Source organism: Kitasatospora sp. NPDC002965 (assembly GCF_040611255.1).
GTDB lineage: Bacteria > Actinomycetota > Actinomycetes > Streptomycetales > Streptomycetaceae > Kitasatospora.
Genome location: NZ_JBEXNT010000212.1, coordinates 1 through 10,727, shown reverse-complemented (window position 1 = coordinate 10,727; position 10,727 = coordinate 1). Strand labels below are relative to the sequence as shown.

The following is a 10,727-nucleotide window of genomic DNA, read 5'->3' as shown; positions in this document are numbered from 1 at the left end:
GGGGCCGACGGCCCGGCCGGGGGCGGCGCGGCCGTCGGCGGCGGCGCGGCGTCCACGGTGTGCTCGTCGTGGCCCGGGACGTGCTCGCCGTGGTCCGGGACGTGCTCGCCGTGGTCCGGCGGCGCGACGCTGCCGACGAGGTCGGCGGCGAGGTCGGCGAGCTTGCGGTTGCTGTCCTGGGAGAGCCGGACCAGGTGGCCGAACGCCGCGTCCGGGGAGCACGAGATCCGCTCGATCAGGATGCCCTTGGCCTGCTCGATGACGGCGCGCGTACGCATGGCACGGCGCTGGCCCTCCACCTCACCGCGCAGCCGGTCGATGGTGGCCCGCAGCCGGGCGCTCTCGCTCTCCGGTTCCGACATCCGCGTCCCGCTGGTCCGATCTGCCGAGGCCCCGGTCCGCGCGCGGGCGGCCGGGGCGCGGTGCGAGGCACCGCGTGGAGATTCCAGCGTAGGACGGGCGCGTACTCCTGTCCTTCCTGCGGCCGGGGGCCCGCACCCGGTGACCCGGGACGGGCACCCCGACGGCCCGCAGGGGCGATCAGTGCTTGGTGGCGTCCTTGAGCTTCTCGGCGGACTGCTTGACGTCACTCTTCGCCTGGGTGGCCCGGCCCTCGGCCTTCAGGCCCGGGTCGTCGGTCGCGTTGCCGACCGCTTCCTTCGCCTTGCCCTTCGCCTTCTCGGCGACGTTCTTCATCTTCTTGCCGGCGCTCATGGTGTCGCTCCTCCGTGGTCGGGCCGGCCCTGGTCACGCCGGCGTCCCTGGGCGTCTGCTCCCGTCCGCGGACCTGAAACCGTCCGACCGGCACCGTCTCGGTCCGACTCCCTCCGACTGGACGGGCCCGCCGTGGGCAGACGCTCGCCCGGGGCCCGTCGAGGAGCCGTCGGGCCCGGAGGAGTGACCGCCATGTCCGACCGAGTACGCACCCCGCGCCGGCGCCGGCTGCTGAGGTGCTCGCCCCCGCACTCCTCGGTGGACTGCGCGATCGACCACCACCCGGCCCGACGCGGTCCGGCCACCGCCCGCGTCCGAAGGAGGTCATCGTGATCGAGACACCCCGACCGCCCCGCCCGCCCGCCGCGCGCGGCCCGCTCTCCGAAGCCGTCCTGAGCGCCCTCTCCTCGGGCCCGCCCGGCGGGACGGACCGGCTCCGGCCGCCCCCGGACCGCACGGACGACCCCTGGGGCGAGGACCTGCACCTGGCCCTCTACGCCTGCTACGAGCTGCACTACCGCGGCTTCGAGGGCGTCGACCCCGACTGGGAGTGGGACCCCGAACTGCTGCGGCTGCGCCGCGAGCTGGAGCGCCACTTCCTCACCGCCGTACGGGAGGAGACCGGCGAGCCGCCCCCGCTGGACGACCTGCTCGACCTGCTGCTCACCGAACCGCGCACCGGCACCGGCCCCTCCCACTTCCTGCTCGCCCGCGGCGAGCGCCGGCAGGCCCGCGAGTACCTGGTGCACCGCTCCCTCTACCACCTCAAGGAGGCCGACCCGCAGCTGTGGGCGGCGCCCCGGCTGGGCGGGGCGGCGCAGGTGGCCTTCCTGGCCGTCGAGTACGACGAGTACGGCGCCGGACACCCGGACCGGGCGCACTCCCGGCTCTTCGCCGAGATGATGGCGGACTTCGGCCTGGACCCCGCCTACGGCCGCTACGTCGACGCGGCGGCCGCCCCGGCGCTGGCGGTGGTCAACCTGATGTCGCTGTTCGGCCTCCACCGGGCGCTCAGGGGTGCGCTGGTCGGACAGTTCGCAGCCGTGGAGATCACCTCCTCACCCGGGTCCGCCCGCCTCGCGCAGGCCTTCGGGCGGCTCGGCGCGGGACCGGCCGGCACCCGGTTCTACGAGGAGCACGTGGAGGCCGACGCCGTGCACGAGCAGCTGGTCCGGCACGGCGTGATCGCCCCGCTGCTCGCGGCGGAGCCCGGGCTGGCCGGCGACGTCGCCTTCGGGATCGCCGCGGGTTCGCTCGCCGAGGACCGGCTCTCCGCCCACCTGACGGAGGCGTGGGCCGAGGGGCGCAGCTCCCTCCGCGGCGGGCCGCTGCCCGAGGGGTGAGCGGGGCGGCCCGCTGCTCACCCCTCGGGGGTCACCGCTCCGGGGGGTGAGCCGGGGTCCCCTCGACGGGAGCGGGTGAGCCGCCGGGACGGTGGCGGCGGTGGCTGGTGTCGCAGAACGGGTAGCGGCGGCTGCGCCCGCACGTACAGAGGGCCACCAACGGGCGGTCGGAGCGGACGGTGGCGCCGTCCGGCAGCACGATCTCCACCGGGCCCTCGATCAGCACCGGTCCGCGCTCGACGGGCCGCACCTGCCGCACCTGCCGCACCCGGTCCGACCGGGCCGGAGGGGCCGGCGGGGCCGGAGGGGCCGTCCCGCCGGTCCCCGCCGGCTCCGGCGGTCCGGGCCGCTCAGGCCGGCCACGCACCGCGGATCACCACCAGCTCCTCCTCCCGGTCGCCCGGGTCGATCAGGCCGCGGCTCTCGAACCACGCCGCCCGCCCGGTCATCACCGGCCCGAAGACCTGGCGCCGCCGGGCCACCACCTCGGCCGACAGCCCGGACCGCCCGAGGGCCCGCAGGGTCTCCGGGACGTCGGCGAGCGAGGACTGCACCAGGAGCAGCACCCCGCCGCGCGTCAGCAGGCCGGGGGCCTCCCGGCAGATCCGGTCGAGCAGCAGGCGCCCGTCCGGACCGGCGTCCCACGCCCGCGCGATGCCCCGCCGGGGGCTCCCGGCCCGCTCGGCGGGCACGTACGGCGGATTGCTGAGCACCAGGTCGAACCGCCGCCCCCGGACGGGTCCGGCGAGGTCCCCGTGGCGCAGCCGGATCCAGTGCCGGTGGAGCCAGGCGTTCACGCCCGCGGTCGCCAGGGCCAGCCAGGACACGTCCACCGCCGTCACCCGGGCGCCCCGGTCGGCCGCCGCGAGCGCGAGGGCACCGGTGCCGGTCCCCAGATCGAGGCAGCGTGCTCCGCGCAGCGGTCCCTCGCGGGCGAGGCTCTCCGTCAACAGGGCGGTGTCGCCCTGGGCCGGATACACACCGGGTGGTCTGAGCAGCAGCATGCCGCGCGCCTGCCCCGGATCGGCCTGCCCAACCGGATCCCCCCACCCGACCGGACCGGCGCCCCGACCGGGTCCGGCGGGGTCCGGCGAGGTCCGACCGGGTCCGGCGGGGTCCGGCGGGGCGCCCGTTCGCCGGGCCGGGACCGAACCCGACGGCGTGGGGCCGTGTCGACCGGCGCACCCCGGGTAGACGTGGAGGCCACCGGCAACCGCCGGTGGACGTCCTGAAGGGAACCAGAGACCATGACCGTCCCCGTCCCGCCCGACCCGGACACCCACCCCCCGGCGCCGGGGCCTCCGCTGCCCGGACCGGGTGATCCGACCCCGGGCGGCCCCCGGCCGTTCCCGGCGCCGCCGGACCCGGTGCCCCCGGTGCCGTCACCTCCGATCCCCGGACCGGGCCCCGGACCGGGCCCCGACCCGGTGCCGCCCGCACCGGCCCCAGGGACGCCCCTGACGCGCTGACCGCGCGGCGGGCCGGACACCGCACGGAACCGAAGGAGGCCGGCCGTGGCGCTCGTACTCTTCCTGATCATCGTCGCGATCGTGCTCGGACTCGTCGGCGTGGTCGCCGACGGGCTGCTCTACCTGCTGTTCGCCGGCATCGCGGTGCTGGCCGTGGCCCTGATCGTCGCCGCGGTCCGGTTCCGGCGCGGGGGCCGGCAGGCGCCGCGCTGAGCCGGAGCTCCGAACCGGGGCGCCGAACCGGGGCGCCGAGCCGGGCACGGCCGGGTCCGGGCCCGCCGGGAGGAATCCCGGGCGCGCGATGCGGGCATCACCACCGCGAGAGGAGACGGCACCATGAGCGGGTTCGACGCGTTCACCGCGCTGCTCGACTACCCGGTCCACGTCGTCACCGCGGCGGCCGGCGAGGACCGGGCGGGCTGCCTGGTCGGCTTCGCCGGACAGTGCTCGATCGAGCCGCCCCGGTTCACCGTGTGGATCTCCAAGGCGAACCACACCTACGCCGTCGCGTCGCGCGCCACCGTCCTGGCGGTCCACGCGCTGCCGCGGCGGCGTCACGACCTCGCCGAGCTCTTCGGCGGCCGTACCGGCGACGAGGTCGACAAGTTCGCCTCCGTCGCCTGGACCCCCGGCCCGGGCGGCGTCCCCGTCCTCACGGACGCCGCCGCCTGGTTCGCGGGGCACATCCGCGACCGGGCCGACTGGGGCGACCACGTCGGGTTCCTCCTCGACCCCATCACCGCCGGTGCCGGAGCCGGCGGCGACCCGCGGGCGCTCTCCTTCCGCGACGTGCAGGACATCGACGCGGGGCACCCCGCATGAACAAGGCCGAGCCGGAACATCCGGCAGCGCCGGAGAGGCCCCCCGTGACCACGGACCGCGACACCGCAGCCCCGCGCTCCGGCCGCGACGAGACGGCCGCAGAGCGGGCGGACCGCCTCTGGACCGACATGCTCCAGGAGGTGCGCGTCACACAGACCGGCGCCCAGATCCTCTTCGGCTTCCTCATCGGCGTCGCCTTCACCCCCCGCTTCGCCGCCCTGCCCGACTTCGACCGCAACCTCTACGTGGCCACCGTCCTCCTCGGCGCCGTCTCCACCGGCGCACTCGTCGCCCCCGTGGCCTTCCACCGCTTCCTCGCCGGCCGCGGCCTGAAGCCCGAACTGATCCACATCGCCGGCCGCCTCATCGCCGTCGGCCTGGTCACCCTGGCCCTGACCATGGCCGCGGCCCTGCTCCTGCTGCTGCGCACCGCGCTGGGCGACACCACCGTCGCCTGGGCCCTCAGCGCCGCCGTCCTGCTGTGGTTCACCACCACCTGGCTCGTCCTGCCCCAGCTGGTGCTGCGCCGCGCCGCCGCCCGCCGACGCAACGACCCGGACGACGGCCCCGACGACGGCCGCGCCTGACCCCGCACCGCTCGGCCCTGCGGCGTCAGGCCGTGCCGCTGCGCCGACCCGGGGTCAGCCACCGGTGCGGCCCGCGGACCGGAAGGGCGCATCCTCGTCTCACGGCAGCCAGCGGGCGGCCTGCTCCGTGGTCACCCGTGCCGCTTCGACGTACCAGAGCCCGTTCGGCTTGTCCCAGCGGGCTCTGAGGAGTGCCTTGGCCTCGTCCTTCTCGCCGTACGGGACGTCGAGGTAGAGCCGCCCCTCGATGACGTCCCCGGGGCGGATTCCCGCTGCCCCGGTATCGCCGGACGCGGCACGCCCGGCCGCGTCCGGCCTCACACCGCCGCCGACGCGTAGCCGTCAACGGCCCTGCCCGCCTGGCTTCGTGCGCCAGGCGGGCAAGTGCGTTCACCACTCCTACGCGGCCGGGACACCCCGGAGGAGCATGGGCAGGTGGGCGCCCCGGCCGAGGGCGCCGAGGGCCTGTTCCAGCCGGCGGTGCTGGTCGGCTTCCATCAGGTCGCCGAGTTCGGCGCGGTGGGCCCAGCGGAGTTCGACGATCTCCGCCGGCGGCCGGTGGCGTCTCACGATCTCCTCCTGGGTCGGCACGAGTCTGCCGCCCCAGTAGACGAAGTTCACGCCCTCGGGCAGGAGTTGCATGCTCACGTAGTCCACGGCGAGGACGCGGGCGAGCGGGAGGGCGAGGCCGGTCTCGGTCTCGGTGTGGCGTCGGGCGGCGAGGTGCGGGAGTTCGTTGCGCTCGGCGCTGCCGCCGGGGAGCATCAGGCCGTTCTTGTAGGTGGTGCCGATCAGGAGCACGGCACCGTCCCGGTTGAGGATGAGGGCCTGGTGGCCGAGGCGCCGGCCCGGCGGGTCGGTCAGGATCCTGGGCAGGGAGGTCATCACGGGTTCTCCAGCGGAGTAGGTTGCAGGGAGGGATCCGAGCTCAGGCTGACTGCCTGCGGCTCTGGACGTGGCGGAAGCGGCGGCGATCTCGACCGGTGTCTTCCGGCGGTGCCGTGTCCTCGTGGCGGGGAACCCAGACGTCCGGGGCCGGCAGTGCACCGATCACTCCGGTCGCGAAGACGAGGCCGACGACCAGGAGCCACGGGCCCAGGGGTCCGTGTCTGATCGGCCAGCCGACCGCCAGGGCGGCGAGTGCGCTGAGCGCCACGACGACGGCGTACACCAGCGGCGCCATCACCCCGAGTCGGGGTTTCACGTGACCTCTCCGATCGGGGCCACCGAACGCGGCGGGCTCGGGTGCTGCACGTTGACGAAGCGGGGGGCGTCCAGCCGCCGGACGCTCTCCGGTCTGGTGGTCCACTCGCAGCCACCCTGCTCGGAGCGGAGGTAGTACAGCCCGGCCAGGCAGTCCATGCAGACGCCCTCCACCGGCCCGCCTCCCGGTCCTCGCTTGGCCAAGTCGCGGACGATCTCGCCGATTTGGGGACGGTACGCGGGGTTCGACTTCATTCGCGGCATAGCGGCCACTCCCTTCTGTAGTCGGTTCACTACCTGGGGTGGCCAAGATTGACGTACAGTCGAATCAGCCTTCAACGTGTCAGACGTGGTCGCAGAGTAAGGACACCAGCCGTGAACAAGCTTGAGCTGGACCCCGATTCGTCTCCCGCAGCCGCCTTCGGCGCGTTTCTGCGCACCACACGCGAGGCCCGGGGCTGGACTCAGGATGATCTCTCAGAGGCCACGGGCTACTCGTCCAAGCACGTCTCGGCCGTCGAAACTGGTCGACGGCCGCCAACTCTTCGTCTGGCATTGCGACTCGACACGGCATTCGGCACGGATGGCGTGTTCAAGCGACGGGCCGGCGACGTGAAGTACACGGCCTTGCTGGAGGGATTCGCGGAGTACGTCAGCCAGGAGCGCCGCGCCGTCGAACTTAGGCTCTTCGATCTCGGCATCGTTCCTGGCCTGCTACAGACCAAGGAGTACGCGACAGCCATCGCTACGGGGGCAGTGCGCCGGGGCAGCATCTCCCCGGAGCAGGCCAACGAGCGCGTGAAGGTTCTCGCCAGCCGCCAGGCACAGTTGCGCCGAGAGCCCTCTCCCCTGGTGCACGTCGTCATGGATGAGAGCTGCATCCGCAGGCCGGTCGGAGGCCCTTCGGTGATGGCGGCGCAACTGGACCACCTGATCGCCTTTGCCGAGTTGCCGCACACCGTCCTTCAGGTGGCACCGTATGCCATAGGCGAGAACCGGTCGTTCGACCTCCCGGTGAACGTGCTGACGCTCCCCAACCGCTCCCTCATGTCCTATGCAGAGTCCGCCCAGCAAGGGCATCTGGAGCGGGAGAACGACGCGGTGACACCAATGTTGACGGCCTACTATCAGCTACAGACCCTCGCACTCTCCCAGGCCGAGTCCGTGGCTGTGATTCGCCAGCTAAGGAAGGAACTACCGTGACCACCGAACCTCAGTGGTTCAAGTCCTCGTACAGCAGCAACGGCGGCAACTGCGTCGAGGTCGCACGGAACGCCGACGGCGTCGTCCCCGTCCGCGACTCCAAGGACCCGCAGGGCCCGGCCCTCGTCTTCCCGGCCGCCGAGTTCGCGGCCTTCCTCACCGCCGTCCGGGCAGGCGAGTTCGGCGAGGTCTGACGGCCGGCGTGCAGGAGGCCCCCGCTCGATCGAGCGGGGGCCTCCTGCGGCCTCCTCCCGTAGCCGACGGAGGACGAGACCCTGGCGCCCGGGTTCGAGAGCGCCGCAGCCCCTAACCCGCATCACCGGCACCACCGGCACCGGTGCGCGCCCCGGTGCCGGTGGCTCTGTCACAGGACGGTCCCCGCTCGGTGAACGGATCCCGATCGCCGTTCCCAACTACCTTTCACAGCGCCATTCTTGGACCGGCGACCGGACGTCACGACCCGTCCGGGCGAAGGCGGAACGCCGGAGCGGGCCCGTAGGGCGGGACCCTCCGGGCGCGAGCGTAGGGGGACGGATGAGATCGGTCACGGTCATCGGCGCCGCTGCGGTGTCGGACGATTCCCCGCCCGAGTGGATGTGGAGGGTGATCCGGGGCGGGCAGCACGTCGCCGACGCGCTCGGCATCCCCATCCATCTGACCACCGGGGACCCGTACACCTCCTTCGGGGTGATCGTCATTCCGGTCCTGCTGGTGCTCGTCCTCGTGGGTGTCCAGGCCGGGCCCATCGCGCGCGCCCTCACCTCCCGGGACTTCTGGGACGACACCGGCCGCCTGCTCGGCGTGGCCCAGTTGCTGCTGCTCCTGCTGGCCTACGCGTTCGGATCGGGAGGGCAGGCCCGCTCGTTCGGCGCCGCCGTCGGGAACCTCCTCTCCGGGCAACTGGCGGACCTGCTGCCGATGGCCGTCGCGACCCAGTTTCTGTTGCTCTCCGCGCTCTGGCTGGTGGTGGGCGCGTCCGCCGGAGTCCGCCGTTCGGACCTCACGGCCCCGTTCGACGCCGTCCGGGGCATGGCGCTGATCGCGGTCTTCGTCGTGGCGTTCACCGCCGCCTGGATGGCGCCGCCCCTGGGCGAGGGACCCACCGCCCGGCTGCCCGCGGTGGCGGCGGTCGGCGCCGTCCTCCTCCTGTTCGGCTACCTCAGCGCCGTCAGCCGCGGACACGAGCAGCGGCCGCACATCGTGCGTCGGCGCCGCGAGATTCTGGAACACAGCTTCCGCAGGCGCGGCGAGGCACCGGGACACGGCCCGGAGAACCGGCCCGAGGACGCGATGATCGCCGCGCTGCTCGCCCGGACGCAGCAGCGGCCCGCACCGTCGGCGGGCAGCATCTGGCGGCCCGCTCCGGCCCTGGTCCTGCGGATGTGCCTGCTCTGGTCGGTGCTGCTCGGTGTGCCCGCCGCAGCCGTCACCTGGGTCTTCAGCACCGGACACTTCCCCCCGCCCGACTTCCGGGGCGTCATGCGCGTCGAGTTGGCCGTCCTGTCCGTCATGGTGCTGATGATGGTGTTCTCGTTCCGGCGCGGACTCGACGGCCGGATCCGGGTGCCCCGGGCGGTCCCCCGGCTGATCGACCTCAGCCTGATCCTCTCGGTCGGCTGGCTGGGTCTGTCCCGCGCCTGGAGTTCCCCGGTGACGCTCGGCCCGCTGCCGGCCTGGGCGGTGGCGTTGGGGCCGCCACTGGTGATCGCCTCGCTGGTGCTCGTCCTCGGCGTCCTCCCGCACTGGCGGGAGACCCCGCGGCTGGCCGTCGCCCTGACCGTGGCCGTGATCGCGGGACCGCTCGTCCTACCCCTGCGCTCGGCCCTCGAACACCTGCTGGGCGGCATCGTCAACGTCCTCGGCTAGCCCCCGCCCAACGGGTCCGCCGAGACCTTGCACACCGTCCTGTCCTGACCCGCGCGCCGGGCCGGTGGTCAGAAGACCGGCGGCCGGCCCAGCTGCGCCATGCGGCGAACTGTGCTCCACCGCATCGGCCGCCGTGGCGGGCACGGCACCCGAACGCCCTCGAAGAAGCCGCCCCACCACGCCTTCAGCCCGTCCATCGGGGGGCGGCGCAGCAGGGTGTAGGCGATCCAGGAGGTGAGGTAGACCGGCACGAGCGGGGCGGGGAGGTGGCGTTTCGCGAGCCAGACACGGTTGCGGGCGGTCATGCGGTAGTAGGCGGCGTGGCGGGCGGGGTCGGTGCGGGGGTGCTGGAGGACCATGTCGGCCCGGTAGTCGATGCCCCAGCCGGCGTCGAGGGCGCGCCAGGCGAAGTCGGTTTCCTCGTGGGCGTAGAAGAACTCCGCGGGGAAGAGCCCGACTTGGTCGATGACGCTCATGCGGACGGCGTGGCCGCCGCCGAGGAAGGTGGTGACCGGGCCGGACTGCATCGGGTCGGACTTGCCGAGGCGGGGGACGTGGCGGCGCTGGGTGAACCCGGCCTCGTCGGCAATGCGGAAGGAGACGATGCCGAGGCGCGGGTTCGTCTCGAAGGTCTCGCGGATCAGGCGGAAGGTGTCACGCCTCGGGAGCAGGCCGTCGTCGTCCAGCACCACCAGCACGTCGGTGCCGCCGAGTTCACGCAGCCGCTCGACGCCGGCGTTCCGCCCGCCCGGGATGCCGAGGTTCTCCTGCAGTTCGACCGCGTCCACCCAGCCGGGCAGCTCGGGCAGCTCGACGCCCTGGCCGAGGACGACGGTCCGCACCCCGCTGTCGCTGCCCTCCTGTGCCTCGACGGAGTCCAGCAGCGCACGCAGCTCCGCCGGCCGATTGCCCATCGTCAGCACCACCACGCCCAGCGTGACGCCCATAGAACCGACTCCACTTCCAGGGAACCTCATGACCACATCGACACTCCCGCCCGAGCCGGGCCGGACGCTGCGGGAGCTGATCGACACAATGACACGGCTCGCCCTCAATCAGGGCTACCACGCGCTCTTGGAAGGCGAAGGGACCTCGACGATGTCTCGCAACGCGGCACACGGTGAGGCCGACTCGGTCAATCGGTGGAGAACCAGGCGATCCGTCACTGATGATCAGTCGGAAACGTCAGCAAAAGGTCAGCTTCGATGCGAGCAGACCTTACGAAACGCGCGTAGACCCGAGAATCAACGTGCCCCGCGCTTGCCTCCTGCGGAGGCAAGCACGGGAAGCTTTAACTCGTTCTGTCATTGATCTTCAAATGTCGCCACAGTCCAGTCGGCTGCGACGGACGCAGATGCTTTCTTCGAAGCCTCCGCAGGTCAGCGCACCCGTCCGCGGGCCTTCAGAGGGATGCCGGGGAGGGCCGGGGCGTGGAGGCGGGGGCCGTCGTAGCCGTGGACTTCGCCGAAGCGGGTGCCGGTTTCCCAGTCGTTGCGGGCCTGCTGGATTTCTTCGCCGGT

17 protein-coding genes and 1 pseudogene are annotated in these 10,727 nt (G+C 73.3%); 8 read left to right on the top strand and 10 right to left on the bottom strand.

The window, feature by feature from the left end; translation table 11 throughout:
- On the bottom strand, positions 1-362 hold a 362-nt coding region (locus ABZY91_RS40040; RefSeq protein ID WP_355408954.1), incomplete at its 3' end, for an ANTAR domain-containing protein.
- A gap of 178 nt (positions 363-540) precedes the next feature.
- The gene (locus tag ABZY91_RS40035) at positions 541-714 is read right to left on the bottom strand and encodes a CsbD family protein (protein WP_329878132.1); all 174 of its coding nucleotides are present in this window, start codon (positions 712-714) and stop codon (positions 541-543) included.
- 192 nt (positions 715-906) lie between these two features.
- Here ABZY91_RS40035 and ABZY91_RS40030 point away from each other — a divergent pair, with 192 nt between their 5' ends.
- On the top strand, positions 907-1,047 hold the full coding sequence (locus ABZY91_RS40030) for a hypothetical protein (RefSeq protein ID WP_355408952.1): 141 nt from the start codon (positions 907-909) through the stop codon (positions 1,045-1,047).
- The gene (locus tag ABZY91_RS40025; RefSeq protein WP_355408950.1) at positions 1,044-2,057 is read left to right on the top strand and encodes an iron-containing redox enzyme family protein; all 1,014 of its coding nucleotides are present in this window, start codon (positions 1,044-1,046) and stop codon (positions 2,055-2,057) included. Before ABZY91_RS40030 ends, ABZY91_RS40025 begins: the two co-directional genes overlap by 4 nt.
- A gap of 31 nt (positions 2,058-2,088) precedes the next feature.
- Here ABZY91_RS40025 and ABZY91_RS40020 read toward each other — a convergent pair whose 3' ends face one another.
- Together ABZY91_RS40020 and ABZY91_RS40015 are read right to left on the bottom strand one after the other, a co-directional pair.
- The gene (locus tag ABZY91_RS40020; protein ID WP_355408948.1) at positions 2,089-2,325 is read right to left on the bottom strand and encodes a CDGSH iron-sulfur domain-containing protein; all 237 of its coding nucleotides are present in this window, start codon (positions 2,323-2,325) and stop codon (positions 2,089-2,091) included.
- An 82-nt stretch (positions 2,326-2,407) separates the two neighbouring features.
- On the bottom strand, positions 2,408-3,061 hold the full coding sequence (locus ABZY91_RS40015) for a HemK2/MTQ2 family protein methyltransferase (RefSeq protein ID WP_355408946.1): 654 nt from the start codon (positions 3,059-3,061) through the stop codon (positions 2,408-2,410).
- 510 nt (positions 3,062-3,571) lie between these two features.
- Between ABZY91_RS40015 and ABZY91_RS40010 the strand changes: the two genes are divergently transcribed.
- The 3 genes from ABZY91_RS40010 (at position 3,572) to ABZY91_RS40000 (ending at position 4,935) form a co-directional block, all read left to right on the top strand.
- The gene (locus ABZY91_RS40010; RefSeq protein WP_329951930.1) at positions 3,572-3,739 is read left to right on the top strand and encodes a hypothetical protein; all 168 of its coding nucleotides are present in this window, start codon (positions 3,572-3,574) and stop codon (positions 3,737-3,739) included.
- A gap of 123 nt (positions 3,740-3,862) precedes the next feature.
- Entirely contained in the window at positions 3,863-4,348 is a 486-nt protein-coding gene (locus ABZY91_RS40005) for a flavin reductase family protein (protein ID WP_355408944.1), read from the top strand.
- 44 nt (positions 4,349-4,392) lie between these two features.
- Positions 4,393-4,935 (top strand): DUF6328 family protein, encoded by a 543-nt coding sequence (locus ABZY91_RS40000; protein WP_355408942.1) that lies wholly within the window; start codon positions 4,393-4,395, stop codon positions 4,933-4,935.
- Positions 4,936-5,034: 99 nt separating this feature from the next.
- Here the strand turns inward: ABZY91_RS40000 and ABZY91_RS39995 are convergent, their stop codons facing one another.
- From ABZY91_RS39995 to ABZY91_RS39980, 4 genes are all read right to left on the bottom strand, one after another.
- A complete protein-coding gene (locus ABZY91_RS39995; protein WP_355408940.1) occupies positions 5,035-5,256 on the bottom strand; it encodes a DUF5710 domain-containing protein in 222 nt (73 codons plus the stop codon).
- Positions 5,257-5,334: 78 nt separating this feature from the next.
- Complete coding sequence (locus tag ABZY91_RS39990) at positions 5,335-5,820, bottom strand: NUDIX hydrolase (protein ID WP_355408938.1); 486 nt, start codon at positions 5,818-5,820, stop codon at positions 5,335-5,337.
- 43 nt (positions 5,821-5,863) lie between these two features.
- Entirely contained in the window at positions 5,864-6,139 is a 276-nt protein-coding gene (locus ABZY91_RS39985; protein WP_355408936.1) for a hypothetical protein, read from the bottom strand.
- Positions 6,136-6,342 carry a hypothetical protein gene (locus ABZY91_RS39980; RefSeq protein WP_355408934.1) on the bottom strand — a complete coding sequence of 69 codons (207 nt, stop codon included), beginning with the start codon at positions 6,340-6,342 and terminating at the stop codon, positions 6,136-6,138. Before ABZY91_RS39980 ends, ABZY91_RS39985 begins: the two co-directional genes overlap by 4 nt.
- Before the next feature lie 171 nt (positions 6,343-6,513).
- On the opposite strand from ABZY91_RS39980, the gene ABZY91_RS39975 reads away from it, so the two are divergent.
- The 3 genes from ABZY91_RS39975 to ABZY91_RS39965 all read left to right on the top strand — a co-directional run bounded on the left by ABZY91_RS39975 (position 6,514) and on the right by ABZY91_RS39965 (position 9,207).
- The gene (locus tag ABZY91_RS39975; protein ID WP_355408932.1) at positions 6,514-7,341 is read left to right on the top strand and encodes a helix-turn-helix transcriptional regulator; all 828 of its coding nucleotides are present in this window, start codon (positions 6,514-6,516) and stop codon (positions 7,339-7,341) included.
- Positions 7,338-7,535, top strand: a complete 198-nt coding sequence (locus tag ABZY91_RS39970) for a DUF397 domain-containing protein (protein WP_355408930.1) — start codon at positions 7,338-7,340, stop codon at positions 7,533-7,535. Before ABZY91_RS39975 ends, ABZY91_RS39970 begins: the two co-directional genes overlap by 4 nt.
- Before the next feature lie 340 nt (positions 7,536-7,875).
- Positions 7,876-9,207, top strand: a complete 1,332-nt coding sequence (locus ABZY91_RS39965) for a hypothetical protein (RefSeq protein WP_355408926.1) — start codon at positions 7,876-7,878, stop codon at positions 9,205-9,207.
- A 68-nt stretch (positions 9,208-9,275) separates the two neighbouring features.
- On the opposite strand, the gene ABZY91_RS39960 is transcribed toward ABZY91_RS39965, so the two are convergent.
- Positions 9,276-10,154 (bottom strand): glycosyltransferase family 2 protein, encoded by an 879-nt coding sequence (locus tag ABZY91_RS39960; RefSeq protein ID WP_355408924.1) that lies wholly within the window; start codon positions 10,152-10,154, stop codon positions 9,276-9,278.
- A gap of 432 nt (positions 10,155-10,586) precedes the next feature.
- Positions 10,587-10,727 (bottom strand): annotated as a pseudogene (locus tag ABZY91_RS39955) (pirin family protein); the annotation flags it as partial.